Source organism: Pseudarthrobacter sp. S3, from assembly GCF_050156905.1.
In the GTDB taxonomy this organism is placed as follows: Bacteria; Actinomycetota; Actinomycetes; order Actinomycetales; family Micrococcaceae; genus Arthrobacter.
In genome coordinates this window covers 1,616,730-1,642,093 of sequence record NZ_CP189583.1, presented here as the reverse complement: position 1 = coordinate 1,642,093, position 25,364 = coordinate 1,616,730, and the positions used below count along the sequence as shown (strand labels likewise).

The following is a 25,364-nucleotide window of genomic DNA, read 5'->3' as shown; positions in this document are numbered from 1 at the left end:
GCCACGGTACCGGAACTGGCGTGGTTTTCCGCGGATTTCCGGCTGTTCCCGGCCTCATGTTGCAGATGGGAAAGGCCCGGTTCCATAAGAACCGGGCCTTTGCCATTACGCTTGCCTTCGGGGCTGTTACGCCTCGAGGACCACCGGGATGATCATGGGCTTGCGGCGCAGCTTGCGGTTGACCCAGGTGCCGACAACGCGGCGGACAACCTGCTGGAGCTGGTGCGTGGTGTGGTCCGTGCGGTTGAGCACGGCTTCCTCCAGGGCGGCGTTGATCTTGGGGATAATCTCGTCGAAGACCGAATCGTCCTCGGCCACGCCGCGGGCATGGATCTCGGGTCCGGAGACCACCTTGCCGGTAGTGCGGTTGATGACGGTAATGATGGAGATGAAGCCTTCATCGCCGAGCGTCTGGCGGTCCTTCAGGTCCGCTTCGGTGACTTCGCCGACACTGGAGCCGTCCACGTAGACAAAGCCCACTTCAACCTGGCCTACAACGTCTGCGCGGTGGTCCTTGAGGTCGATCACGGTGCCGTTGTCGGCAAGGATGACGCTGGCGGTGGGGACGCCGGACTCGATGGCGATCTTGCCGTTGGCGATCAGGTGGCGGGTCTCGCCGTGCACGGGCATGGCGTTGAGCGGCTCAAGGATGTTGTAGCAGTAGAGCAGCTCGCCGGCGGCCGCGTGTCCGGAGACGTGCACCTTGGCGTTGCCCTTGTGGATGACGTCCGCACCGAGCTTGAGTAGGCCGTTGATGATGCGGAACACGGCGTTCTCGTTGCCCGGGATGAGGCTGGAGGCCAGGATCACGGTGTCGCCGTCGCCCACCACTACGCGGTGGTCGCCGTTGGCCATGCGGGAAAGCGCGGCCATCGGTTCGCCCTGGGAACCCGTGGACATCAGGACCACACGGTTGTCCGGCAGGTTGTCGATGTTCTTGATGTCCACGAGGAGGCCCTCGGGAACGTCGAGGTAGCCAAGCTTGGCGGCGATGGCCATGTTGCGGACCATGGAGCGGCCCACGAAGGCCACCTTGCGGTTGTGCTTGGCGGCGGCGTCGAGTACCTGCTGGACGCGGTGGACATGCGAGGAGAACGACGCCACGATGATGCGCTTGGTGGCCTGGCCGAAGAGACGTTCCAGTGTGGGGCCGATTTCCTTTTCGGCAGTGGTGAAGCCCGGGACGTCGGCGTTGGTGGAGTCGGACATAAAGAGGTCAACGCCCTCTTCACCCAGCTTGGCGAAGTGCCGAAGGTCGGTGATCCTGCCGTCCAGGGGCAGCTGGTCCATCTTGAAGTCGCCCGTGTGCAGGACAGTGCCGGCGGCCGTGCGGATGAACACGGCCAGTGCGTCGGGGATGGAGTGGTTGACCGCGACAAACTCGCACTCGAAGGGGCCGAACTTTTCGACCTGGCCCTCTTCAACGGTCATCGTGTATGGACGGATCCGGTGTTCCTGCAGCTTGGCCTCGATGAGGGCCAGCGTCAGCTGAGAGCCAACCAGGGGGATGTCAGCGCGCAGCCGCAGGAGGTACGGAACGGCGCCGATGTGGTCCTCGTGGCCGTGGGTCAGAACAACGGCCACGATGTCGTCGAGACGGTTCTCGATGTAGGAGAAATCGGGCAGGATCAGGTCAACGCCGGGCTGGGTCTCCTCCGGGAAGAGGACACCACAGTCCACGATGAGCAGTTTGCCGTCGATTTCGAACACGGCCATGTTCCGGCCGATCTCCCCCAGTCCGCCCAGCGGAACGATCCGAAGGGCGCCTTGCGGCAGACGTGGAGGCGTGACAAGGCCGGGAAGGGCGGTTTGGGTCATAGTGCACTACTTTCCAGGCGGAAGGGTGCTGGTCTTAGCCCTCAGGGAAAGACCAGCCCCGCTTCCGCCAAATCCTCGCGGATGGATACGATCTCGGCTTCGTCCGGCTCCACGAGGGGCAAACGGACAATCGAGTTGGGCAGGACTCCCTGCCATTTAAGAATTTGTTTGGCTGCAACGGCTCCCTGGATACGGGTCATCGTTGCCCGTACAACGGGCAGCAGCTCGAAGTTGATCTTACGCGCGGTTTCAAAGTCGTTCGCATTGATGGCGTCGATCAGTTCGCGGAAGCGGCGCGTAGCGATGTGGGTTGTAACACCCACGAGTCCTACGGCGCCCAAGGACATCCACGGAAGGGTCAGTCCGTCGTCGCCCGAGTAGAAGTACAGGTCCGTCTCCGCCATCACGCGACTGGCTGCAACAAAATCGGCTTTGGCATCCTTGACTGCGACGATGTTCGGGTGCTGCGCCAGGCGGATCATGGTTTCGGGCTCGATCGCGATGGAGGAACGGCCCGGAATGTCATAGAGCATGACGGGCACATCGGTTGCGGAGGCTACAGCCTCGAAGTGTGCCCGGAGCCCGGCCTGGCTGGGCTTGTTGTAGTAGGGCGTGACGAGCAGGAGGCCGTCGACGCCGAGCGCTGCCGCCTGTTGGGAGAGGTGCACCGAATGTGCGGTGTCGTTCGTCCCGGTGCCGGCGATGATGGCGGCGCGGTCTCCCACGGCCTCCTTGACAGCGCGGAACATGCCAAGGTTTTCCTCATCCGAGAGGGTGGACGTTTCGCCGGTGGTACCGGTGACGACGAGGCCGTCGCAGCCGTCGTCCACAAGTTTGGTGGCCAGTTCGGCTGCCTGCTTGTAGTCCACGGCGCCATCCTTGGTGAAGGGCGTGACCATGGCGGTCAGGAGCGTACCAAGGGCAGGAGCGGTGGCGGATTTGTGAGGCATGGAAAAAACGTTACCCTGTCGGCAGCTGGTTAGGACAATGGGAGCTGCGTGATACGCGTCAAACGGCGGGCTGCCATGCCCCAGGAACTGAGGTCCGCGCCCACTGGAAGTCCGACACCCGCAGCGTCAGCGGAATTTCCGCAAGGCACTCCGTTGCAGGACGGTGGTGACCACTTCCGTGCCGGTTCCGACTGCCTTTTTCAGTTCGAAGCCGTCCGGTCCCCAGAACCCGCTGAGGCCGCAGGAAGGGCCCAGCGCCGTGGATCCGCCAAGGTTCGCCAGGATGGCGAACATCCGGTTGTCCATGGCTCTGGCTCCAAGGTGCAGCGCAAGCCGTCGATCTTCGGCCAGCGTGTACAGCGCCGATACGGCATAGATGTCCGCACCGGACTGGGCTGCTCCGGTGGAGTGAGCAGGAACGGCGGCGTCAAAGCAGATGGCCAGCGCGATCTTCCAGCCATCCAGGTCGATCACGAGTGCACCGTCGCCTGCGGCGAAGACCTCCTGCTCCTGGCCGTGGAGGTGGGTTTTGAAGCCGAGTCCGGTGGTGCCGTCGGGGTGGATCACGAGGCTGGCGAGCCGCGGAGTACCATCAGGTTCCCGATAGGCAGCACCGGCCACGGCGGTAATCCCGGTCCGGCGGCAGATTTCGTAAAGGTCGCCCAGCCGCGGGTCGTTCTGCTGGAGCCAATAGCCGTCATCGGCCAACTGCTCCAGGTTGTATCCCGTCAACGACAGCCCTGGGAACACCACCAGCCGGGCGCCGTGGGATTCGGCATCCTCGATCAGCCGGACGTGTTCTTGCACATTCGGGACAATCCCGCCTTCCAGCGCCTGGTACTGCACGGCAGAGACGGTCAGGGCATCAGTCACCTCCCTATCCTAGGGATGCGCGTCAGTCCTCGCCACGCCATCCTGGGCGTTCCCCGGCTGGCAGTACCGTTCTACCGCAGCCTCCCGCAGCCCCTCGGCCCAGGCTGCAAGCCGTTGGGCCGACCGGACGTAGTGGAACAGTTCTGTCGGCGTCAAGGCGTCGAGGTCGCTCTCGGCCAACCTGCGGGCCAGCTCGGCCCCCGCCGGCTGGGCGGTGAGTGTCACCCCTTCGTCCTGCCACTGGATGTCCACGGGAGGCCGGCCCGCCACGAGCTGCCGGAAAAGGAAGTCAACCACTCCTGGGCTCATCGCTTTCATCAAACCTGCAGGATGTGCCGGAGCGGCGTCCTCGGCATCCCGGGCCGGGCGCACCGATCCGCCGGCGAGTGGAAATTCCGGAAACGGCCGCGACTGGGATGGGGTTTGCATGGTGTCCATATTATTCGAATATATATTCGAATACAAGGTCTTTAAGACCGTGTGTCCGGCGGGCCCTTGACTGCCGCCACAAAGGTTGGTGTGAGAATATCGCCTGATGACGTCCCGTGCCCCGGCAAGACCCTCGCGGGTGCCTCGAACCTCACAGGCCGCGGGCCGCCTCCGCGGTATAGACGCCGCCAGGGGGCTGGCGCTCCTTGGCATGATGGCCACGCATCTGCTCCCCACTTTCGAGGCAAACGCCGATCTAATGCCCACCTGGATCGGCCTTACCTTCTCCGGCAGGGCGGCCGCCCTGTTTGCCGTATTGGCCGGCGTGGGACTGGCGCTGTCCACCGGAAAGCAGCTACCGCCGGAAGGTACTGCCTTGAACGCAGCCCGCCGCGGCATCGCACTGCGCGCCCTGGTGATTGCCGCCGTCGGGCTCTCATTGGGCGGGCTGGAAGTAAACCTTGCGATCATCCTGGTCCACTACGCCCTCCTGTTCCTGTGCATCCTGCCGTTCCTGGGCCTGAAGCTGGGGGCGCTGTGCGGCTGGGCCGTCGGCTGGATCCTGGTTTCCCCGGTGCTGGCCTATTTGCTCCGCCCCTGGCTTATGGCGGCCAATCCGCCCCTGAACCTGGGGCATAACCCCTCCTGGGAAGACCTCTCAACCCCTTTCCCTATGCTGGGAGACCTGTTTCTGACCGGCTACTACCCGGTGTTCCAGTGGCTGTCATACCTGCTGGTGGGCCTGGTCATCGGCCGGCTGGCCCTCACCAAAGCGATAGTTCCTGTCCTGCTGCTCTGCGGCGGCGCGGCGGTGGCCGCACTGGCCAAGGCATTGGGCACCGCCGCGATGGAGAACTGGGGCGGCCGGGCCGCGCTGGAGGCAGTCCTGAACGCGCCCGGATACCCGCTGGACAGCGTCCTCCAGGTCAACCTCACTGGAATCCGGCAAGAAGGATCCTGGTGGTGGCTGGCGTCGGCGGCGCCGCATTCGGCCACCACGCTGGACCTTCTGCACACCTGCGGCGTCGCAGCCGCCGTGGTGGGCGTGTTCCTCCTGCTCGGCAGGCTGGCTGACTGGCTGGACCTGGACCTGCTGCTGCCGCTGCGGGGCGCGGGTGCCATGACGCTCACGCTCTACTCAGCGCATGTTTGGGTTGTTTCAGCGTTCTACCTGAAGCCGCTGCCCGCGGGCTGGACCGAGGACGGGATGTACTGGGCGCATGCCGCGACGGCCATCATCGCGGGTATTGTGTTTGTGATCCTGAAGTGGCGGGGTCCGTTGGAGTTGGTGGGCCATGCGGCCAACCAGCTGGGGCGCGGCCACCGGTCCAGCCTGCGCTAGACCTGCGCTACGCCGGAACCTTGCCGCGGAACAGCTTCACGGCGTCGCGCATGGACGCGCGGGCGCGCTTGCGGTCCCCGGCGGCGTCATAGGCGCAGCTGAGCCGGAACCACGAACGCCAGTCACCGGGCGCCGCTTCCGCCTCGGCCTTGTACCTTTCGAATTCCAGATCCGCCGCTGAGCGGACGATCCGGCCGGCGGGTGTGCGCGGCAGTTCGTCCACCGGGAGCCCGCCTTCGGCTTCCAGGACCTTGGCCATCTGTTCCGTGCGGGCGCCGAACAGCAGTTCACGGATCATGGCCCAGGCGCCGATAGCCGGGAGGACCAGGTAGGCAGCTCCGATGGCCTTGGCGGCGGGGTTACTGTCCAGCAACAGGAGGATGGAGCGCTGGAAGGACACCACCAGGTAGAAGACCAGCAGGAGGGTTACGGCACCCACCCAGATCTTCGTGCGGTTCTTCCGGAACGCGGCAAAAAACCCGCCCACGGCCTAGAGCCCCAGGTCCAGGTAGCCGTCCAGGCCCACCGTCAGTCCCGGATGCGCGGCGACATTGCGCACGCCCAGCAGCACTCCAGGCATAAAGGAGGCCCGGTCAAAGGAATCGTGCCGGAAGGTCAACTGCTCCCCCGGACCCCCGAGCAAGACCTCCTGGTGGGCCACCAGCCCTCGCAGCCGGACGCTGTGCACACGGACCCCCTCAACGTCGCAACCCCGCGCGCCGGCGAGTTCGCTGGTGGTCGCGTCAGGACTAGGCGGAACGTCAGCAGCCTTGCGCTCGGCGGCAATGAGCTGGGCGGTGCGGACAGCCGTCCCGGATGGGGCATCAACCTTTTCCGGGTGGTGGAGTTCGATGATTTCCACGGACGCGAAATACTTGGAGGCCTTGGCGGCAAAGGCTGATGCCAGCACGGAGCCAAGGGCAAAGTTGGGGGCAATCAGCACCCCGGTTCCGGGGTGCTGCGCCAGCTGTGCCTCCAGGGAGGCTAGCCTGGTGGCATCCCAACCGGTGGTCCCCACGACGGCATGCATGCCATGCTCGACGGCGTAGCGCACGTTTGCTTCGGTGCTTTCGGGGACGGTGAGGTCCACCACTATGTGGGCACCCGACGTGGCCAGCTGGTCCAGAGAGTCGCCGCGTCCCAGGGCGGCTACGAGCAGCAGGTCAGGAGCCGCTTCAACGGCCTTAACGGCTTCGGCGCCCATGCGCCCGTTGGCGCCCAGGACAGCCACGCGGGTGGGCGCGGAGAGTTGTTCGATCATGCCGTTAACCCTACCGTCGGGCCCGGTGCGGGATTGAACCGAAAGCTGTGCGCTTCCTCGCGGCCTCCGGAAGGGGTAGGGAAGCCGGTGCGCCCTAGCTGCCTGCGCCGACCCACTCCACCGTTCCGTCGGCGAAGAACTGTTCCTTCCAGATGGGCACCTGCTCCTTGATGCGGTCCACCAGTTCGGAACACACGGCAAAGGCCTGTCCGCGGTGCGCAGCGGAGACCGCGCAGACCAGCGCCGGATCACCGATGTTGAGCATTCCGATGCGGTGGGCAGCCCAGATCCGCACGGGCTGCGGGGCGGATCCGTCCCCGGCATGCTCGGCAGCCAGGCGGGCGACGACGTCGGCCATCACCTGGTGAGCCGTGGGGTGCGCGCTGTAACTGAGCCGCTCCACTGCCTTGCCGCCGTCGCGATTCCTCACAACGCCGCTGAAGCTGACCACCGCCCCTGCTGTGTCAGACTCCACGGCAGCGATGGCCTGGTCCACGGAGATCGGTTCTGCACTCAGCACCGCGTGGACCACTTCGAAAACCGATTCAGTGCCCATGGCCGCCCTCCAGCTGGTCGCACAGGTGCCCGATTAGCGGATCGAGCACCGCCAGTCCGTCCATAACGCCCTTGGGCGACCCGGGCAGGTTGACAATAAACGTCTGCCCCGCAGCTCCGGCGTGCCCGCGGCTGAGCGCCGCCAGCGGAGTTTTGGCTGCGCCTTCGCGCCGGATGGCCTCCATGATGCCCGGGATTTCCCGGTCCAGAAGGGGCAGGGTCACGTCCGGTGTGCGGTCGTCCGGGCTGAGCCCGGTGCCGCCGCTGGTGATCACGACGGCGGGATGCTGGGTGAGGAGGGCCCGGATCGCCGCGCCGACGGGCTCGCCGTCCGGCACCACCATGGCGGGGTACGCCTCGAAGCCGTGCTCTGTGAGCCAGTCGATGATGACGGGCCCGGTTTCATCCGCATAGATGCCTGCGGCGGCGCGGGTGGAGGCAATAACAACCCCGGCCTTGCGCCCCTGCACTTCGCCGTGCGTGTGCGGCTCCGGCAGGTGTGGTTGAGGTGCAAGAAGCTCGCTGTTTGGCTCGGGCAGGATAGTGCTCTCGGTGCTCATAGTGTCCAGTCCCCGCTCTTGCCGCCGCTTTTCGCCAGCACTTTGATGTCAGTTAGCACTGCGTGCTTGTCGACGGCCTTGATCATGTCGTACACGCTGAGTGCGGCTACAGAGGCCGCCGTCAGTGCTTCCATCTCCACCCCGGTGACCCCGCGTGTCTTGACCGTGGCCAGGATCGCCACGGAATCGGTTCCGAGCTCGAAGTCCACGGTGACTTTCGTGAGCGGTAAGGGGTGGCACAGTGGGATGAGGTCGGGGGTTTTTTTTGCGGCCATGATGCCGGCCACCCGCGCCACGGCCAGGGCATCACCCTTGGGCAGGCCACCGGATCCAAGCAGGCCCAGCACTTCGTCAGTGGTGCGTACCGTGGCAGTGGCGGTGGCTTCCCGGGTCGTTTCGGCTTTGGCTGACACGTCCACCATCTGTGCGCTGCCGTCCTGGCGCAGGTGGGTCAGCGCGGACGGGTTATGTTCTGGATTCACAGCATCCATACTTCCACCTCGTCGCCCTCGGCGAGCGCCGAGACCCCCACGGGTACGTGCACCAGCGCGTTCGAGCCGGCGAGGGCATGCATGAGGTGGGAGCTTTCGCCACCTTCCAGGCGGACGGTTCCGTCCCCCTGGAGAGTACCGCGCCGGACCTGATGCTTGTGTTCAGGTGAGGAAAGGCTGTGGCCCAGCCGTGCGCGGGCCGGGATCCGAGGTGCAGGCGATCCAAACAGTTCAGCCAGCACGGGCCGCAGGAACATTTCGAAGGAAACGAGGCAGCTGACCGGATTTCCCGGGAATCCCAGGAACGGCACACCCTCGAACGTCCCGATACCCTGCGGGCCACCGGGCTGCATGGCCACATGCAGGAACTCGGTAGCCTGGCCGTCCATGGCCTGGCGGACAACTTCGTAAGCTCCCTTGCTGACCCCGCCCGTCGTTACGATCAGGTCCACAGCGCCAGCATGGCTGCGCAGCAGAGTGCGGAATTCGTCAGGATGGTCAGAGGCGATGGCCGTGCGCACCACGGCCAGGCCCGCCTGCCGCATGGCACTCTCGAGGAGGGTTCCGTTGGAATCGTAGATCTTGCCGGCCGGCAGGGGCCGGCCGGGTTCCACCACTTCGTCGCCCGTGGTTGCCAGCAGGACGGTCACCGGCATGCGCACGGTAACTTCGGCGATCCCCAGGGCCGCCAGCAGCCCCAGCTGAGCCGGGCCGAGGAAGGTTCCCGCGGCCAGCGCCCGCTGCCCCGCCGCAATATCACTGCCGGCCGACCGCACGAAGGTGCCTGCCGCCGTCGCCGGCAGCCACACAGTGGTTGTTTCCCCCTGGGAGGGGAACCGGTCCGGAACGGCACGTTCCACGGGCACGACGGCGTCAGCACCGGCGGGAATCATGGCCCCCGTCATGATGGGGGCGGCAGTGCCGCGGTCCAGGGCCGCCGGCACGGCACCCGCCGGAACGGGGACAACCACAGGCAGCTCCGCACCGCCGTCGGGCACGTCCAAGCAGTTGACGGCAAAGCCGTCCATTTGGGAGTTGGCGAACGGCGGGAGGCTCAGGGGGGCCATAACGTCCTGGGCGAGGCCCTTGCCCAGCGCGTCGCGAAGCGCCAGAGTTTCCGTCCGCCCCTGGGCGAGCAGGGGCGTCAGCAGTTCGGTGACGGCGGCACGGTGCAGGGCCACGGACCGCGCCTGGTGGGTCGTGTGGCCGTGCTGGTGCGGAGGGCTGTGCATAGTCCTGCCTTCGGTCCGGGCGGTCATGGATTCACATCAACTCTAATAGTGTGGAAGCCGGTGGCCCCGTCGGGAGCAACCGGCCGGCGTTCCTGGACCTGCGGCTCGCCGTTGAGGTCCGTTGCTCGGACCTGGACCTCGTACTGGCCCGGAGTCAGCTCGATGCCAGCCTGCCACTGGTACCAGGTGTCCAGCGAAATCCCGGGTGCGAGGCGGGCCTCCTGCCACGGACCGCGGTTGACGCGGAGTTCCACTCTGCCGATCCCGGTGTGCTGGGCCCAGGCCACGCCGCCAAACATGACCGTTCCAGCACCCACCCGCCGGCCGGCGCGGGGCACGTCGATCCGTGAGGACGTTTTGATGGGGCCACGGTCGGACCAGCCGCGCGGAGTCCAATAGCCGACGTCGTCAGCGAACCTGGTGACACGGAGTTCGGTGAGCCATTTTGTGGCGGAAACGTAGCCGTAGAGGCCAGGCACGATCATCCGGACCGGAAAGCCGTGTTCCAACGGCAACGGTTCGCCGTTCATCCCCACCGCGAGCAGGGCGTCGCGATCGCCGGTGAGGACCTCCAGCGGGGTGCCCGCAGTCCAGCCGTCGGAGCTTCGGGACAGGACCATATCGGCACCGGATTGCGGCCGGGCAACGGCCAGGAGTTCCCGCACCGGCCAGCCAAGCCAGCGTGCATTGCCGATCAGGTCCCCGCCCACTTCGTTGGACACACAGGCGATGGTCACATGACGTTCGATCAGGGGCTTGGACAGCAGATCAGCCAGGTTCAGCTCAATCTCCTGTTCCACCATTCCCGTGACGCGGAGTACCCAGGATTCGGGGTCAAGGGAAGGGACAATCAGGGCGGTGTCGATCCGGTAGAATTCCCGGTTCGGGGTGACCAGCGGCTCCATCCCGTCCAGTCCTACCTCGGCGCCGGCCGGGATGGCGGGCGCTCCAGAGACTGCGGCAGGCAGTAGCAGCATTTCGCGGGCAGTACTGATGCCTGAGGCTGCGCCTCGCCACACGGCGGCGACAACCCCGCCTACGGCGGTGGCCCCGGCGCTCGCAGCCAAGACCTGCAGGAACGTGCGCCGCCCGGCGGTTGTTGCTGTCTCCGCGGGAACTTGCGCGTTCGCGGCACCTGTCCCGGCTGCTGTCCCCGCGGCGCCTGCCGGGGGTCCTTCGTGGAGGCGTCGGATCAGCCATCCCAGCAGGAGCGCACCGGCCAGGGCTGCGGCCAGTGGCACTACGGCCGCGGCCGGGGTCATCTGGGCGCGGGTGAGGACCGTGCTAAGCCCGACGAGCCCAAAAACAGCAATCACCGCTGCACCGGCAAACCGCCTGCGCTGTTCCAGGATCCCGGCCAACGACCCGACGGCTACGATAACCAGCAGCATCCCGCCCACGAACACCGCTTTGTCGGCGGTGCCGAACAGCGAGATGGCCCAGTCCTTCACACCCGGCGGAACGGCATCGATCATGGCCCCGCCGACTGCCGTCAGGGGCGAGAGGGAGGGACTGAACAGACCTGCCAGCAGCTCCCCTATGACGACGGCGGCGCCGGCGGCCACAGCTCCCGACGCGGCGGCCCAGCGGCGGCTGCCGTGAGCGGCACCGTCGGTTCCCGAGCGCCCCGGAGAGGTTGCGCCGTCGTCGGCCGAATCCTGCAGGGGCTGGGAGCTGTTCACCTCTCCAGCATAGGTTCGCCGGAACCCGGCAGAGCCGGACTTGGCCTGCTTCGGGAGTTCTGTACGACTTCCGTAAGATCATCCTGCAGCATCGGCGCCATGCCGCGGCCAAACTTGCCGTAGCCTGATTTCATGAGTGTTCAGCTAGGCATGCCGCAACCCCGAGAAGATGCCGGGCCGGGCCTGCCGCCTGCCCGGCCGGCCGGCACGCCGCCCGGGCTGCTGGACCAGTACGGCCGCCGGGCCACCGACATGAGGCTGTCGCTAACGGACAAGTGCAATCTGCGCTGCACCTACTGCATGCCGGCCGAAGGGCTTGAGTGGCTGTCCAAACAGGCTGTGATGTCGGCTGAGGAGATTGTGCGGATTGTCCGCATCGGCGTGGACCTGCTGGGTGTCCGTGAACTGCGCCTGACGGGCGGGGAGCCTCTGGTCAGGGCGGACCTGATTGACATCATTGCGGCACTGCGCAGCAATCATCCGGAGCTGCCGATCTCCATGACCACCAACGGCGTGGGCCTGGATAAAAAGGCGGGCGCGCTGAAGGCCGCGGGCCTGACCCGCATCAATGTCTCGCTCGATTCGCTGCACGAAGAGACCTTCACCAAGCTGACCCGGCGCCCGTTCCTGGACCGTGTCCTGGCCGGCGTCGATGCCGCCTGGGCGGCCGGGCTGGGCCCCGTCAAACTCAACGCCGTGCTGATGCGGGGCATCAACGACACCGAGTCGCCGTCCCTGCTCGCGTGGGCGCTGGACCGCGGCTACGAACTACGCTTCATCGAGCAGATGCCCCTTGATGCGGACCACGGCTGGACCCGGCGGAACATGATCACGGCGGCCGAGATCCGTTCCCTGCTCTCGCGCGACTTCGTGTTGAGTCCCGATCCCCGCGCCCGCGATGGAGCCCCCGCAGAACGCTTTGAAGTACGACGCCGGGTGGCCGGGTCTGCGGGGCCGGCTGGTCCTGCGCGGGGGGCGGAGGCAGCGGTGCTGGAGGCCGTCGAGCCGGCGCCCGAAGCCGAAGGCGCGGTGCTCGGCACCGTGGGGATCATCGCGTCCGTCACGGAGCCGTTCTGCGCCGACTGCCGTCGCACGCGGATCACCGCCGAGGGCAAGATCATGAGCTGCCTGTTCTCCCGTGAGGAGTTTGATCTTTTGGGTCTGCTGCGGGAGGGCGCCAGCGACGAAGCCCTGGCCGAACGCTGGCAGGACGCCATGTGGGTTAAGCCAAAGGCCCACGGCATGGACCACACAGGTCTTGGCGCGCCGGACTTTGTCCAGCCGGACCGCAGCATGAGCGCCATCGGAGGCTGAATTCTTGAACGTACGTTACTTCGCTGCCGCACGCGCTGCCGCGGGTGTGGACGAGGAGTCCTTTGATCTCGCGTCCGGGACTACGGTGGCCGGCTTGCTGCAGGCAGTCCTGGCTGTGGACCGCGCCGAGCCACCTGCTGGCACTCCTCCCCTGCAACGAATCCTGTCCCGGAGCAGCTTCCTGCTCAACGAGGTCGCTGTGCGGGACCGCACGACTGTGTTAAATCCGGGCGATGTGGTTGACGTACTGCCGCCCTTCGCCGGCGGGTAGGACACCCTTCAGACAGCGCGAACGGACAGTTGAGGCCCCGGATCGCAGACCCGGCGGACAGCTGAGCCACAGGATCTGAGGCGAGTAAGTGTCCGTCGCGCCGAAAGGCCCGGGCTCGTAGTCGCGATAGCTGCCATCAAGACCGTGGCCGCGGAGTTATGCACATAGCTTTTCAGCCTCGGCGTTATTGTCATACCCTCCGGGGATCATTTGAGTATGGATAGCAGAGCAGCTGTGGCGACGGCGGAGGCCCTTTCGGTGTCTTTCGCTGAGCTGGCGGTGGTGCTCCGTGAAGCTGCTGAAGCCTCGGGTTTGTGTGATGATCCACTGCGTCGGCGCGCCGAGACTGCCCTGCAGACGTTGGCTGCTGTGGCCTGCGGGGAGGCGAAGTTGGCTGCTTTGAAGGCCCATGCGGCCGCCGTATATGCCGGCTCGGCCGAGGCTTTGGCGGGCCCTGCTGAGTCGCCGCAGGACCATACCGGGCAGGAGATGGCCGTGGTCGCTGAGGTCGCGTGTGCTCTGACGGTCAGCGAACGCGCCGCCAGTGCCCTGCTCGCCGAAGCGCACCAACTCACAACGGCCCTGCCGCTGACCCTGTCCGCATTGCAGGCCGGGACGATCTCCTGGCAGCACGCCCGGATCATGGTCGACGAAACCGTGAACCTGGACCCTGCCGGTGCACAAGCGCTCGAAGCGCATTTCCTGGACCCGGACGTCGCGAATCCGGCACGTGGCTTCGCCGGTGAGCTCATCCCCGGAAGGTTCCGGCACAAGGCCCGGACGTGGCGGGAACGCCACCACCCGGTCAGCATCGAACAACGCCACCTACGCGGTGTCCAGGACCGGCGGGTGGAGTACGCCCCGGACCGGGACGGGATGGCCTGGCTCTCCGCCTATCTCCCCGCCGATCAGGCGGCCGGAATCTGGGACCGCACCACCACCGCAGCGAGATCCCTCCAAGGACCTCATGAGGGCCGGACCCTCAGCCAGCTCCGCGCAGACACCGTCGCGACCTGGCTCCTGACCAACAACATCGCCGGCGCCGGAACCGATGGCGCGACCGCAATGTCCGGCGGTAAGCCCGAAACGGGCCGTGTCGGCGGCACTAGCCGCGAACAGACCGGTGGCATGGCAGCGGTCGACGGTGTTCCGTCGCCGCGGGCACAGGTCCTCATTACCGTCCCGGTGTTCTCGCTGCTGGGCCTCACGGATGAACCGGCCATCCTCGACGGATACGGGCCGATTCCGCCGTCGATGGCCCGCCGGCTCGTCACGGACGGAGCGGAGTCCTTCCACCGCGTCCTGATCGACCCGCGTGACGGTGCACCCTTGGAGATCGGGCGGAGCAGCTACCGGCTCACCAAAGCCCAACGCCAATGGCTCAGGCTCCGCGACGGCAAATGCCCGTTCCCCGGCTGCAGCAACCACTCCCTCGACAACGAAGCCGACCACCTCCTCGCTTGGGCCCACGGAGGCACCACCGGGATCTCGAATCTCGGCCAGCCGTGCCGCCGCCATCACAGACTCCGCCACACCACAGCCTGGACGCCCACCACGGCCACCAAGAACGAACCACCCGGCTGGATATCACCGTCCGGCCGACACTATGCCAGCGACCACCCCGACTGGGAACCACCCCACTGGCCAGCAAACATCCCCTTGGCCGGCACCGGCACCGGCATCAGCCCCGGTTCGGTCTTGGACGTGCATCCGGAACTCGACCTGGACAAAAGCATGCCACCGCCACAGAGTTGAAGGCCCGTCCAGTTTACTGGGCCGTTCCCATCGCCAAGGCCAACAACGTCGCGCGGCTATGGACGCCGCACGTATCGAAAATCTGCTTGAACTGATCCTGGACGGTGTAGGCCCCAATCCCCAAGGCAGCCGCCATGGCGTTGGTGTCGGCGCCGCTGGCTGCAAGATCAAACAATTCCCGCTGCCGCGTTGTCAGCCCGAAGCTCCGGGCGAACATATCAAGCCTCGCTTCCGGAGGGCATGCCTGGATGGTCACGGCCAATGGCGGAATGGCCGCTGTGTCGGTGGAGTCAATCCGGCTGGCCTGGAGCAGGGCCCACTGGCCCCACCCTATGTGCACACGGGCGGACGCAGGATGACCATCCACGCCGGCCTCACGCGCCAGCAACTGGGCAGCAACGTTGAGAACCTCAGCCGGTACGCGTTGAAAGGGACGTGGGCCAGGCTGAAGCAGCCCCAGCCACTCCTCCACCGAAGCCGTTCTACCCACCACGGCCATCTCCGCATCCAGAGTCAGCACAGCCTGCTGAGGCAAGTCCGGCCTCGGACCTCCGTCGATGGCTGGCGCCCCCGCACGGACCACCTCCTGTCCTGCGGGGTCGCGCCCGCCGGGTGCCTCCATCAGAAACTGCCGGGCTATTGAACGGCGCAGGGCGGGCATCACCTCACGTGTCATGGCGGCGATGTATCCCACTTCCTCGGCAGTAAAGGGACCGTCCTGCGCCGTTCGCCAGAGGTCAAGCCAACCCCAGCAGCCGTGTTTGTCCGCCAGCACTGCGAACAGGACATCGGTCACTCCGTAGCGCTTCATCAGTCCCTCCCACACCAGGCTCCGTGATGGATTGCCGGCCGTTTCTAGCAGCAGCGTCGTCGCCGGCGACGGATTGATCGCCAACCGCGTCCACCGACCTGCCAGCGTCAGGTACTTGAGCCGAATCAGCAACGGCAGATCGTCCGGGCACGGAATCCGGGCAATGGGCGAGATGCCCGTCGCGGTCAGCGGATCTGAAATCGGCCAGACGAAGGCACTGAACGGAAGCACGCGGCCCAGCTCAGCAATCACAGCGGTGCGCAATGAGTGGTGATCCGGGGCGGAATCGCCGATCAGCCGGATCCGTTCAAGGCTCCGGTTCCAGGGCCTGCCAGTGGTCATTCCCCCAGTATGCGCTCTGCGGCCGGCGCCGGCGCTTCCGTCCCAGGGGGCCCAGATTTCTGGGATACCGGCGGCAGCGGCCAACAGTTACCGTGACGGTAGGTATCGCGGCGGAACCGTGAGGCTCTCCTGGCGGCGGAGCTAAGGGTGGGAGCACGGAGTCAACAAGTGCCGCCAACTAACGCGATCAACTAAGGAGAAGCAGCAATGTACACACTGCAAATAGAACATGGCATCAAGGACTTTGGCATGTGGAAAGCGGCCTTCGACCGGGATCCGGTGGACCGCGCGGCCTCCGGAGTTGTCGGCCACCGGATTTCCCAGCCTGTGGATGATTCCCACTACGTGGTGGTGGAACTCGATTTCAACGAACGCGGCCAGGCTGAGCAATTGCTGGCGAACCTGAAAAGTAAGGTGTGGAATTCGTCGTCCGCAGCGCCAGCGTTGAACGGCGCTCCGCGGACAAGGATTCTGGAATCAGCCGGCTGACTGTCGGAATTCTGCAGGGCCGCAAACGTCCGTTCGCGCGGGGGCAGGTGGAACGCACAGCGGGAAGGGGTCAGACGCGGCGGCACTCGGAGGTCATGAACGGGACAAAGTCCTGGCCGTCGCCGAGGCGCAACTCGGCGGTGTGGATCAGCACGTCGTTGTCCACGCGGAAAGTATGGCGGGCAGTCCCCCTGTCACTGTGGCGCTCGACTCGCAGCACACCCTCCACCCACGTGCAGCGGGCCGGGACTCCTGGCGGCTGGCCCATGCTGTCCACGTGGTACCAGAGGATGTCATTGTGGTCGCGGTCGACAGTAAAAACGCCGTGGCCTTCAAAGTGCGTGCCATCAGCTTCGGTGTGTCTGTAACTTTGCACGACGGCGTAGCCCCCTGCTGCCCTGGTGTAACTGATTTCCGCCGAGCCCGTGCGCTTGGGCCCCCAGGCCGACGCGTCCAGCCGGGTGGTGCCGCGCCAATGGCCCAGAAAGTTCTCCAGCACGGCGTGCACCGTGCCCGGCTGCGGAAGGTTCATAGGTTCATTATGGCTGGCGTACGCCTGCCGGTCAGAGACCGAAGGTTTCGGTTTCCTCGAACGGGCCCACCACGGTGACAGTCCGCGGCGCATCTGCGAGTTCCCTGGCCAGGTCCTGGACCTCCTGCGCGGTGACAGCTTTGATCTGCCGCAGGGTCTCGTCGATGTCCTGGTATTCACCGGACACCAGTTCAGCGCGGCCCAGGCGGGACATACGGGAACCAGTATCCTCCAGTGCCAGGACAATTCCGCCGCACAGCTGGCCCTCGGCCTTGCGCAGTTCATCGTCGGAGATCCCGCCTTCTGCAAGCTTGTCCAGCTCCAGCCCCAGCAGGTCCAGCACCTGGCGGACCTTGGACGGAGTGCACCCTGCGTACATCCCGAAGTAGCCGGCATCCGCGTAGGAGGAGGCAAAGGAGTACGTGGAGTACACCAGGCCACGCTTTTCGCGGATCTCCTGGAACAGCCGCGAGGACATCCCGCCGCCCAGGACGGCGTTGAGGACGCTCATGACGTAACGGCGTTCATCGGTGGCCACAATCGTGGGGCAGCCCATGATGATGTTAGCCTGCTCTACCGCACGCTTGACCACATGCAGCCCGGCGGTGCCGGTGATGTCCGCACGCGCGGTGGAGCGGCGATCCACCGGGGCGGCGTCCGGCTGAAGTGACCACCCGGCAGTGTGGAGGGCGTCCACCACAAGGCTGCAGACGACGTCGTGCTCCAGGCCCCCGGCGGCGGTGATGACCAGCTCATCCGGGCGGTAGTAACGGCGGTAGTGCTCCCAGACGGAGTCACGGGCGACGGCGCGGATCGCGGCGGGCGTGCCGCCGATGGGGCGGCCGAGTGGGTGGGTGCCCAGGACGGCAGCCACAAAGTTTTCATGCGCCACGTCCGTGGGGTCATCGCTGTCCATGGCGATTTCCTCCAGGATGACGTCGCGCTCCTGCTCCATCTCGGCCGGATCCAGGACGGCGCCGGTGATCATGTCGGCAATGACGTCGATGGCCATGGGCAGGTCCGTGTCCAGCACCCGCGCGAAATAGCACGTGCTCTCCTTGGCCGTGGCTGCGTTGGACTCCCCGCCCACCTCGTCAAAGGCCGAGGCGATCTCCAGGGCAGTGCGGCGTTTGGTCCCCTTGAACAGGAGGTGCTCCAGGAAGTGTGTGGAGCCGTGCTGGCCCGGGGCTTCATCGCGTGACCCGACGCCCACCCAGAAACCGATGGTCGCCGAACGCTGGCCCGGCATCGCTTCGGTGAGTACCCGCACGCCGCCCGGCAGCACCGAACGCCGGACAACGGAGCCGCCGTCGGAGCCGTGGACCAGGGTGTCGCCGGGCTGGTTCTGCTCAAGCGGCAGGGGTACAACAGTCATTGAAGCCTTTCAGGAGAGGCAACCGGATCTGGCTGCCATCGTAACAGCGGCGGGGCCGGTGGATCATCCACCGGCCCCGCCGATTCATGCTGAGTGACGGAGGATGTTACTCCGCGTCAGTGGACTACTCCGCTTCGGCAGCGCCCTCTGCGGCGGAAGCGTCAACGAGCTCGACGCCTTCTTCTTCAGCCACTACGGGGGACAGCGACAGCTTGCCACGGTCATCGATCTTGGTGATTTCCACCTGGATCTTCTGGCCGACGGAAACCACATCATCAACGTTGTCCACGCGCTTGCCGTTGGCCAGCTTGCGCAGCTCGGAGATGTGCAGCAGGCCGTCCTTGCCCGGGGTCAGCGAAATGAAGGCACCGAAGGTGGTGGTCTTAACGACCGTACCCAGGTAGCGCTCGCCTATTTCGGGGATCTGCGGGTTGGCAATGGCGTTGATCGCGGATCGTGCTGCGTCAGCAGACGGACCGTTCGTGGCGCCAATGTAGACCGTGCCGTCGTCTTCGATGGAGATGTCCGCGCCGGTGTCTTCCTGGATCTGGTTGATCATCTTGCCCTTGGGCCCAATGACCTCGCCGATCTTGTCAACCGGGATCTTGACCGCGATGACGCGCGGCGCGAACTCGGAGAGTTCATCCGGAGTGTCGATCGCGGAGTTCAGGACGTCCAGGATGTGAAGACGGGCTTCGCGGGCCTGCTTCAGTGCTGCTGCCAGCACGGAAGCGGGGATGCCGTCGAGCTTCGTGTCCAGCTGGATGGCCGTCACGAATTCGGCGGTACCGGCAACCTTGAAGTCCATGTCGCCGAAAGCATCTTCGGCGCCGAGGATATCGGTCAGGGCTGCGTAGCGGGTCTGGCCGTCAACCTGGTCGGAGACCAGGCCCATGGCGATACCAGCAACGGCTGCCTTCAGCGGCACACCTGCGTTGAGCAGGGACAGCGTCGAGGCGCAGACGGAACCCATCGACGTCGAACCGTTGGAGCTGAGAGCCTCAGACACCTGACGGATCGCGTAGGGGAATTCCTCGCGGGACGGAAGCACCGGCATGATGGCGCGCTCTGCGAGGGCGCCGTGGCCGATTTCGCGGCGCTTGGGTGAGCCCACGCGGCCGGTCTCACCGGTGGAGTACGGCGGGAAGTTGTAGTTGTGCATATAGCGCTTGCGCGTGACGGGCGACAGCGAATCAATCTGCTGTTCCATCTTGAGCATGTTCAGCGTGGTGACACCCATGATCTGGGTTTCGCCGCGCTCGAAGATTGCCGAGCCGTGCACGCGGGGCAGAACTTCAACCTCGGCGGTGAGCTGGCGGATGTCCGTCAGGCCACGTCCGTCAATGCGGATCTGGTCCGTGAGGATGCGCTGGCGCACAACGTGCTTGGTGACCGAGCGGAATGCTGCCGACAGCTCCTTGTCGCGGCCTTCGAACTGGCCGGCCAGGGAAGACGTGACTTCGTCCTTGAGTGAATCCGTTGCAGTATCGCGTTCCTGCTTGTCAGCGATCTGGAAGACAGCGGCCAGCTTCTCGGCGGCAGCGGACTCAACAGCGGCATAGACGTCATCCTGGTAGTCCAGGAAGACCGGGAACTCAACAGTGGGCTTGGCCGCGCGTGCGGCCAGGTCAGCCTGCGCCTCGCAGAGAGCCTTGATGAACGGCTTGGCAGCCTCGAGACCCTCGGAGACAACCTCTTCGGTGGGAGCGGTGGCGCCCTGTTCCTTGATGAGGTTCCAGGAGTTGTCGGTAGCTTCGGCTTCGACCATCATGATGGCGACGTCGTCACCGGCAACACGGCCGGCTACAACCATGTTGAACACGGAGTTCTCGAGCTGGGAGTGCTTGGGGAAGGCAACCCACTGCGAACCGTGCTCGTCAGCGACAAGGGCAACGCGGACGCCGCCGATCGGGCCGGAGAACGGCAGGCCGGAGAGCTGGGTGGACATGGAGGAGGCGTTGATGGCCACCACGTCGTAGAGCTCGTCAGGGTTGATGGCCAGGACGGTCACCACGATCTGGACCTCGTTGCGCAGGCCCTTGACGAAGGCCGGACGCAGCGGGCGGTCCATGAGGCGGCAGGCGAGGATGGCCTCGGTGGACGGGCGGCCTTCGCGGCGGAAGAACGAACCCGGGATACGGCCGGCGGCGTACATACGCTCTTCAACGTCAACCGTCAGCGGGAAGAAGTCGAAGCCTTCACGCGGGTGCTTGCCCGCGGTGGTGGCGGACAGCAGTGCGGTGTCTTCGTCGATGTACACCATGGCTGCGCCGGCTGCCTGCTTGGCAAGACGGCCGGTTTCAAAGCGGATTACACGCTTGCCAAAGCGGCCATTGTCAATGACTGCTTCTGAGAACTGGATTTCGGGACCCTCCAAGAGAGTCACCTCCGTTTCTTGTTTCACGGAGTCCAGCCGCATCAACCCAGTCCAGCATCTGTCTACTGGCCTGCACTGCACCCGGTCATCGATCGAGACCCACGGGCCGAGGGCTTCATTCTTCGAAGCCGTTCCCGGGGATCACTACCGAGGACCGCGAATGCGTGATGCGGTTGATCCTCCTGTTTAATTTTGTTCTGAAGAAGGCGGCCCTTTCCGTCGCGGAAGGGGCCGCCCCTTAAAGCTGACTAGCGGCGCAGGCCGAGACGCTCGATGAGCGCACGGTAGCGGGTGATGTCAGTGTTCTTGAGGTAGGTGAGCATACGCTTGCGACGACCAACCATGGCCAGCAGACCGCGCTGGGTGTGGTAATCGTGCTTGTGCACCTTCATGTGCTCAGTCAGATCCTTGATCCGCTGAGTCAGGACTGCAACCTGGACCTCCGGTGAACCGGTGTCGCCCTCGGACGTTGCGAAATCCTGGATGATGGACTGCTTTACAGCGGCTTCAAGTGCCACAATAACTCCTAGAGATGTGCCGTGAGGCCCGATTCAGTACTTCACTGCCGGGTCTGCCCGTGCGCAAATTCCCCGGAAACCAGGGGCTTTCCACACATGACAGGAACCAGCCGCCACGGACTGCAGCCGGAACCAACCCTTAGTTTACCGGCCCCGCCGCAATCTTGTCGAAACAGCCCGCGCCGTCGCCAAGCACCGTCACCAAATGCCGTCCCCAAAAACCGTCAGCCACAGGCAGCAGCTCAGCGGTGCAGCTGATCCCGAATGGCAGCCATCCCCCGGAACAGTTCAGCGAAGCTGGTGCTCAGGGGCGAAAGCCCCACGCGGATCCCGTGTGGTGCGCGGAAGTCCGGAATGACGTCCTGTTCCCACAGCGCAGCCGTCACGTTCCGGAACGCCGGATGGTCCAAGGTGATGTGGCTCCCGCGAAGCTCCGGATCGCGCGGCGATGCCAGCTCCACGCCCGTCGGCGCCAGCCAGGCCTCATACAGCTGCACGGCGTAGGCGGTGAGTTTCAGCGACTTCTCCCGGATGGCAGCCATGCCGGCCTCTTCGATGAGGTCAAGGGTCCCGCGCATGGCCAGCATTCCGAAGATGGCCGGCGTGCCGCTCAGGAAACTGCGGATGCCGGGCGCCGCCTCGTAGCCCGCTGCCATCTCGAACGCGTCCTTGCGTCCCATCCAGCCCCAGATCGGCTGCTGGAGTCCGGGCAGGTGCCGGCGGTTGACGTAGGCAAACGCCGGCGAGCCCGGTCCCCCGTTGAGGTACTTGTAGGTGCAGCCCGCAGCAAAATCCACATCCGCCCCGTCCAGGTCCAGCTCCACCGAGCCGGCGGAATGGCACAGATCCCAGACCACCAATGCCCCCGCGCTGTGCGCAGCTTCCGTAATACCCGGAAGGTCGGCCAGGAAGCCGGAGCGGTACGCCACGTGGCTTAAAAGTACGACGGCGGTGGCCGGGCCGGTTGCGTTCCGCACCTGTTCAACGGTGACCCCGGACGCTGGATCGGCTTCGATCCAGCGCAGGGTCAGGCCTTCCTCGCGGGCGATGCCCTCGACCAGGTAGCGGTCCGTGGGAAAATTGTCCGTGTCCAGGACGATCTCGGTGCGGGCCGCGTCAACAACGATGGCCAGCGCAGCACGGATCAGTTTGTAGAGCACCACCGTGGTGGAGTCGGCGATGACGGTCTGGCCTTCGGCTGCGCCGAGGACAGCGCGGCCCAGTTGATCGCCGATGGCCTCTGGCAGGTCCAGCCATTCCTCGTCCCACCCACGAATGAGCCTGCCGCCCCAGCCTTCCTCGATAAAGGTGCTGATGTCCCGCGGGGTCCTCTTCAGCGGCCGGCCCAGGGAATTGCCGTCGAGGTAGGAAAGGTCCGTGTCCGTCCCGATGAAGAGGCCGCGGTAGCGTGCCAACGGGTCAGCGGCGTCCAGTCGCACTGCCTGCTCTAGGAGGGTGGCGGCGTCGTGATTTTCCATCTTCGCGTCCATCGGGTTGCTCATTGGCCGATCTCCGTCCGTACCGCAAACAATTCAGGGAAGAAGGTGAGCTCAAGGGCCTTCTGCAGGAAGGCGGCGCCGCTTGATCCCCCGGTTCCTGTTTTCATCCCGATGGTCCGCTGGACAGTGCGGAGGTGCCGGAACCGCCAGAGCTGGAAATTATCTTCCAGGTCCACCAGTTCCTCGCAGGCCTCGTAGGCGCCCCAGTTAGCGGCGGCGTTTTCGTAGATGTGCTTGAACAGCGGTAACAGGTCGGGGCAGAACTCGTGGGCGCGGGTGACGTCCCGCTCCAGGATGGACTGCGGCACGTCGAAACCCTGCCGGGCCAGGTAGGCCAGGAACTCGTCGTAGATGCTGGGCGCGTTCAGCAGCTCCTCCAGCATGGCGTGCGCTTCCGGGTCCGATTCGAACACCGGCAGCATTTTGCGGTTCTTGTTGCCGAGGACAAACTCGACGGCCCGGTATTGGCTGGACTGGAAGCCGGAGGAGTTGCCCAGGAAACCGCGGAACTGGGAGTACTCCGTGGGCGTCAGCGTGGCCAGCACGGACCACTGCTCCGTCAGGGTTTTCTGAATGTGCTTGACCCGGGCGATGCCCTTAAGCGCGGAGCCGAGATTATCTGCTCGCAGCCAGGCCGCAGCGCTGCGGAGCTCATGCAGGACCAGCTTCAGCCACAGCTCGGTGGTCTGGTGCTGGATGATGAACAGCAGCTCGTCGTGGTGCTCGGGTGTGCTGACCGGCTGCTGTGCACTGAGCAGGGTAGGCAGCTGAAGATAGGACGCGTAGCTCATCCGGGAACTGAAATCGCGGACAATGCCTTTGTCCAGTTTGCGGGTGTTCTTCTCGACGGCCACGGTGCTGCCTCTCTGGCTGTTCGTTGCGGGTGGGACCCGGTCAGCGCCGCACCAGGAGATCGTGGGCCTGAATAACATCCAGACGCATCTGGTCAACAAGCGCCTCCGGCCCACGGTATGCCACCATGCCGCGGAGCCGCGCCACAAATTCGACCACTACTGTCTGGCCGTACAGATCGAAGTCCTCCACGGCCTCGTGCGGACGGTCGATCACATGGGCTTCGACCTGGCGGCTGACGCCGTCGAACGTGGGATTGGACCCCACCGAGATGGCCGCCGGCCAGCGCGTGCCGGCCTGGTCCACCAGCCAGCCGGCGTAGATTCCGTCGGCTGGGATGAACCCGCTGGCCTGGTGGGCAAGGTTGGCAGTGGGGAACCCGAGCACACGGCCGCGAGCGGCACCGTGGACGACCTCGCCGCGCATCCGGTGTGGTCGTCCCAGCACCGCGGCTGCGGTGGCGACGTCACCCTCCGCCAATGCTTCGCGCACCCAGGTGGAGGAACAACGGCGGTCCGTGCCGCCGTCGTTATGCAGCGGGTAACCTTCCGAACCGAACTCACTGATGACCTGGACGTCGAAGTCGAACTTTTCGCCCAACTGCTTCATGGTGTCAAGGTCACCGGAGTTGCCGCGGCCGAACCGGGAATCGTGACCGATCACCACATGGCTGGCGTGCAGGCTGTCCACCAGGACCTGGCTGACAAATTCCTCAGGGGTGAGGCTGGCCAGGTTCAGCGAGTACTTCATCACCAAAATGGCATCCAGGCCCAGCTCCCCCAATGCCACGAGTTTGTCCTGCAGGCCCATGATCATTTCGGGCGCGGACTCCGGGCGGTGTATCAGGGCCGGGTGCGGGTCAAAGGTGACAGCAACGGCTTTGGTCTTGTTGAGCCGCGCCGAGCGGATAAGCTCCGAGAGCACCTGCTGATGCCCGCGATGCACGCCGTCGAAGTTGCCAAAAGTGACAACGGAGGGACCAAAGTCCGCCGGGACCTCGGCCGGATCGTTCCAGATGTAGACCATCACCCTCGCCTTTTACTGCCTAAAAACTGACATCTCTCCGAACGCACCGGCGCCGGAACTCTCTAAGATTACCCGCATTCAAGATGGCTTCCGCACGCCGCCAGGCCAACGGGCCGGCACTCGCGGACGTACCCGAAGGCTTACCGGTAGCCGCCGATCGCTGGTGCGGTGCAGCGCTGGTGCGGGATTACTGCCGGCCCGGCCGGCGCCGGTAAAGCCACACCAGTCCAAGGATCGGCAGCAGCAGCGGAATGAACGCGTACCCCCGGCCAAAAAGGGACCAGACGGTCTCATGCGGGAACGCCACCGAATCGACGACACTCAACGCCCCCACCACCAGCACACCGACAAGTTCCACCAGGACGGCGGCCAGGGAGATCCTGAACCAAGTGCGGCCGGGCTTGGCCAGGGACACGGTTGCCACCACGTAGACCAGCGCCGCGAAGGCCGACAGCAGGTATGCAAACGGAGCCTCGGAGAACTTGGTCAGGATCTGGTAGCCGGCGCGTGCGGTAGCCGAAATGGCAAACACTGCATAGACGGCGATAAGCAGACGTCCGGGGCCGGTGTTCCGGGTGTCCTTGCCGGCCTTGGCGTCTGCCTTGGCACGGGATGCTTCCGAACGAGGTGCTTTCACGTTGCGTGCTTCTTCCATTTCAGTACCAGATCTGGTTCATGCGGGCGGCCATCACCAAGGCCGTGACACCGACGGCGGCGAGGACGAAGTTGCTCCAGCGGGTCCGTTCCAGGATGGACCAGTACACGGCCGCCGGCGGCAGGAGCATCGCAGTGGCCAGGTATCCCCAGAACTCCCAGGCTTCGCCGGCAATCGGTTCGCCCGCGATAACCCTCACAATCGAGCCCACCAGGTAAACCAGCAGTGCCAGCTCGACGGCAGCAACAGAGAGGATGGTGAAATCGTTGGGGGCCTTTTTGAGGATGCCGGCACCGAGGCAGATCCCGCTGGAGAGCAGGCCGACCACCAGGATGATATAGAAGTAGGCGTCCAT

The 25,364-nt window shown here is 65.3% G+C and carries 26 protein-coding genes; 5 read left to right on the top strand and 21 right to left on the bottom strand.

Annotation, left to right across the window (positions count from 1 at the left end):
* Nucleotides 1-126: 126 nt before the first annotated feature.
* The 4 genes from ACQCSV_RS07970 to ACQCSV_RS07955 form a co-directional block, all read right to left on the bottom strand.
* On the bottom strand, nucleotides 127-1,818 hold the full coding sequence (locus ACQCSV_RS07970; protein WP_354156142.1) for a ribonuclease J: 1,692 nt from the start codon (nucleotides 1,816-1,818) through the stop codon (nucleotides 127-129).
* A 41-nt stretch (nucleotides 1,819-1,859) separates the two neighbouring features.
* Entirely contained in the window at nucleotides 1,860-2,768 is a 909-nt protein-coding gene (gene dapA / locus ACQCSV_RS07965) for a 4-hydroxy-tetrahydrodipicolinate synthase (protein ID WP_354156143.1), read from the bottom strand.
* 126 nt (nucleotides 2,769-2,894) lie between these two features.
* Nucleotides 2,895-3,641 carry a carbon-nitrogen hydrolase family protein gene (locus tag ACQCSV_RS07960; protein WP_354223587.1) on the bottom strand — a complete coding sequence of 249 codons (747 nt, stop codon included), beginning with the start codon at nucleotides 3,639-3,641 and terminating at the stop codon, nucleotides 2,895-2,897.
* Nucleotides 3,642-3,650: 9 nt separating this feature from the next.
* The gene (locus tag ACQCSV_RS07955) at nucleotides 3,651-4,070 is read right to left on the bottom strand and encodes a hypothetical protein (protein ID WP_354156145.1); all 420 of its coding nucleotides are present in this window, start codon (nucleotides 4,068-4,070) and stop codon (nucleotides 3,651-3,653) included.
* A 106-nt stretch (nucleotides 4,071-4,176) separates the two neighbouring features.
* On the opposite strand from ACQCSV_RS07955, the gene ACQCSV_RS07950 reads away from it, so the two are divergent.
* A complete protein-coding gene (locus ACQCSV_RS07950) occupies nucleotides 4,177-5,412 on the top strand; it encodes a heparan-alpha-glucosaminide N-acetyltransferase domain-containing protein (protein WP_354223589.1) in 1,236 nt (411 codons plus the stop codon).
* Nucleotides 5,413-5,419: 7 nt separating this feature from the next.
* Here ACQCSV_RS07950 and ACQCSV_RS07945 read toward each other — a convergent pair whose 3' ends face one another.
* The 7 genes from ACQCSV_RS07945 to ACQCSV_RS07915 all read right to left on the bottom strand — a co-directional run bounded on the left by ACQCSV_RS07945 (nucleotide 5,420) and on the right by ACQCSV_RS07915 (nucleotide 11,193).
* Nucleotides 5,420-5,899, bottom strand: coding sequence for a hypothetical protein (locus ACQCSV_RS07945; RefSeq protein WP_354156090.1), 480 nt, complete (start codon nucleotides 5,897-5,899; stop codon nucleotides 5,420-5,422).
* A 3-nt stretch (nucleotides 5,900-5,902) separates the two neighbouring features.
* Nucleotides 5,903-6,673: a 4-hydroxy-tetrahydrodipicolinate reductase gene (dapB, locus tag ACQCSV_RS07940; RefSeq protein ID WP_426939454.1), complete on the bottom strand. Its 771-nt coding sequence runs from the start codon at nucleotides 6,671-6,673 to the stop codon at nucleotides 5,903-5,905.
* Nucleotides 6,674-6,767: 94 nt separating this feature from the next.
* Nucleotides 6,768-7,229: a molybdenum cofactor biosynthesis protein MoaE gene (locus ACQCSV_RS07935; protein WP_426939453.1), complete on the bottom strand. Its 462-nt coding sequence runs from the start codon at nucleotides 7,227-7,229 to the stop codon at nucleotides 6,768-6,770.
* The gene (locus ACQCSV_RS07930) at nucleotides 7,219-7,788 is read right to left on the bottom strand and encodes a MogA/MoaB family molybdenum cofactor biosynthesis protein (protein ID WP_354156087.1); all 570 of its coding nucleotides are present in this window, start codon (nucleotides 7,786-7,788) and stop codon (nucleotides 7,219-7,221) included. The genes ACQCSV_RS07935 and ACQCSV_RS07930 overlap by 11 nt, the downstream gene beginning before the upstream one ends.
* Nucleotides 7,785-8,279 carry a cyclic pyranopterin monophosphate synthase MoaC gene (moaC, locus tag ACQCSV_RS07925; protein ID WP_354223592.1) on the bottom strand — a complete coding sequence of 165 codons (495 nt, stop codon included), beginning with the start codon at nucleotides 8,277-8,279 and terminating at the stop codon, nucleotides 7,785-7,787. The genes ACQCSV_RS07930 and moaC overlap by 4 nt, the downstream gene beginning before the upstream one ends.
* Nucleotides 8,267-9,511 (bottom strand): molybdopterin molybdotransferase MoeA, encoded by a 1,245-nt coding sequence (locus tag ACQCSV_RS07920; protein ID WP_426939452.1) that lies wholly within the window; start codon nucleotides 9,509-9,511, stop codon nucleotides 8,267-8,269. The genes moaC and ACQCSV_RS07920 overlap by 13 nt, the downstream gene beginning before the upstream one ends.
* 23 nt (nucleotides 9,512-9,534) lie before the next feature.
* Complete coding sequence (locus ACQCSV_RS07915; RefSeq protein ID WP_426939451.1) at nucleotides 9,535-11,193, bottom strand: molybdopterin-dependent oxidoreductase; 1,659 nt, start codon at nucleotides 11,191-11,193, stop codon at nucleotides 9,535-9,537.
* Nucleotides 11,194-11,325: 132 nt separating this feature from the next.
* Between ACQCSV_RS07915 and moaA the strand changes: the two genes are divergently transcribed.
* From moaA to ACQCSV_RS07900, 3 genes are all read left to right on the top strand, one after another.
* Complete coding sequence (gene moaA, locus ACQCSV_RS07910; RefSeq protein ID WP_426939450.1) at nucleotides 11,326-12,507, top strand: GTP 3',8-cyclase MoaA; 1,182 nt, start codon at nucleotides 11,326-11,328, stop codon at nucleotides 12,505-12,507.
* A gap of 4 nt (nucleotides 12,508-12,511) precedes the next feature.
* On the top strand, nucleotides 12,512-12,778 hold the full coding sequence (locus ACQCSV_RS07905; RefSeq protein ID WP_160669617.1) for a MoaD/ThiS family protein: 267 nt from the start codon (nucleotides 12,512-12,514) through the stop codon (nucleotides 12,776-12,778).
* Between the two features lie 216 nt (nucleotides 12,779-12,994).
* A complete protein-coding gene (locus ACQCSV_RS07900; protein WP_426939449.1) occupies nucleotides 12,995-14,533 on the top strand; it encodes a DUF222 domain-containing protein in 1,539 nt (512 codons plus the stop codon).
* 13 nt (nucleotides 14,534-14,546) lie between these two features.
* Here the strand turns inward: ACQCSV_RS07900 and ACQCSV_RS07895 are convergent, their stop codons facing one another.
* Entirely contained in the window at nucleotides 14,547-15,686 is a 1,140-nt protein-coding gene (locus ACQCSV_RS07895; protein ID WP_354156081.1) for a helix-turn-helix transcriptional regulator, read from the bottom strand.
* A gap of 207 nt (nucleotides 15,687-15,893) precedes the next feature.
* Here ACQCSV_RS07895 and ACQCSV_RS07890 point away from each other — a divergent pair, with 207 nt between their 5' ends.
* Entirely contained in the window at nucleotides 15,894-16,175 is a 282-nt protein-coding gene (locus ACQCSV_RS07890) for a hypothetical protein (RefSeq protein WP_354156080.1), read from the top strand.
* Nucleotides 16,176-16,245: 70 nt separating this feature from the next.
* On the opposite strand, the gene ACQCSV_RS07885 is transcribed toward ACQCSV_RS07890, so the two are convergent.
* The 9 genes from ACQCSV_RS07885 to ACQCSV_RS07845 all read right to left on the bottom strand — a co-directional run bounded on the left by ACQCSV_RS07885 (nucleotide 16,246) and on the right by ACQCSV_RS07845 (nucleotide 25,364).
* Nucleotides 16,246-16,707 carry a DUF1579 family protein gene (locus tag ACQCSV_RS07885; RefSeq protein WP_426939448.1) on the bottom strand — a complete coding sequence of 154 codons (462 nt, stop codon included), beginning with the start codon at nucleotides 16,705-16,707 and terminating at the stop codon, nucleotides 16,246-16,248.
* A 31-nt stretch (nucleotides 16,708-16,738) separates the two neighbouring features.
* Nucleotides 16,739-18,082 carry a pitrilysin family protein gene (locus tag ACQCSV_RS07880; protein WP_354156078.1) on the bottom strand — a complete coding sequence of 448 codons (1,344 nt, stop codon included), beginning with the start codon at nucleotides 18,080-18,082 and terminating at the stop codon, nucleotides 16,739-16,741.
* Between the two features lie 124 nt (nucleotides 18,083-18,206).
* On the bottom strand, nucleotides 18,207-20,459 hold the full coding sequence (locus ACQCSV_RS07875) for a polyribonucleotide nucleotidyltransferase (protein ID WP_354156097.1): 2,253 nt from the start codon (nucleotides 20,457-20,459) through the stop codon (nucleotides 18,207-18,209).
* A gap of 248 nt (nucleotides 20,460-20,707) precedes the next feature.
* Nucleotides 20,708-20,977 (bottom strand): 30S ribosomal protein S15, encoded by a 270-nt coding sequence (rpsO, locus tag ACQCSV_RS07870; protein ID WP_104063120.1) that lies wholly within the window; start codon nucleotides 20,975-20,977, stop codon nucleotides 20,708-20,710.
* Nucleotides 20,978-21,219: 242 nt separating this feature from the next.
* Complete coding sequence (gene kynU / locus ACQCSV_RS07865; RefSeq protein WP_426939542.1) at nucleotides 21,220-22,467, bottom strand: kynureninase; 1,248 nt, start codon at nucleotides 22,465-22,467, stop codon at nucleotides 21,220-21,222.
* An 8-nt stretch (nucleotides 22,468-22,475) separates the two neighbouring features.
* Entirely contained in the window at nucleotides 22,476-23,330 is an 855-nt protein-coding gene (gene kynA, locus ACQCSV_RS07860) for a tryptophan 2,3-dioxygenase (protein WP_354156076.1), read from the bottom strand.
* Between the two features lie 40 nt (nucleotides 23,331-23,370).
* Nucleotides 23,371-24,354: a bifunctional riboflavin kinase/FAD synthetase gene (locus tag ACQCSV_RS07855; RefSeq protein ID WP_354156075.1), complete on the bottom strand. Its 984-nt coding sequence runs from the start codon at nucleotides 24,352-24,354 to the stop codon at nucleotides 23,371-23,373.
* A 187-nt stretch (nucleotides 24,355-24,541) separates the two neighbouring features.
* Entirely contained in the window at nucleotides 24,542-25,009 is a 468-nt protein-coding gene (locus ACQCSV_RS07850) for a hypothetical protein (RefSeq protein WP_426939447.1), read from the bottom strand.
* A 1-nt stretch (nucleotide 25,010) separates the two neighbouring features.
* Nucleotides 25,011-25,364 (bottom strand): hypothetical protein, encoded by a 354-nt coding sequence (locus ACQCSV_RS07845; protein WP_185263109.1) that lies wholly within the window; start codon nucleotides 25,362-25,364, stop codon nucleotides 25,011-25,013.